Genomic DNA, 264 nt, shown 5'->3' on the forward strand with positions numbered 1-264 from the left:
ATCCAGCTCGTGCCGGTGCCTCGCTCCTTTTCGCTGTCACAGCGCGAGGCCGACATCGCGATCACGCTCGAGCGCCCCGAGCAGGGCCGCCTGGTCTCCTCCAAGCTGACGGATTACACGCTCGGCCTCTATGCCTCGAAAGCCTATCTGGAGCAGGCAGGCCTGCCCGATAGCGTGGAAGCGCTGAAGCTGCATCCGCGCATCGGCTATGTCGAGGACCTGATCTTCACCGCCTCGCTAAATCTCTCCGGCGAGATCATGCGC

General features: G+C 63.6%; 1 protein-coding gene. It reads left to right on the forward strand.

All coding sequences use genetic code 11. The annotated features are described in order from the left end of the window. Positions 1 to 264 (forward strand): LysR substrate-binding domain-containing protein (locus tag ACPYOJ_RS35665; RefSeq protein WP_481420431.1); only part of this gene is annotated, 264 nt, incomplete at both ends.

Source organism: Rhizobium sp. SVR5-9E (assembly GCF_056755095.1).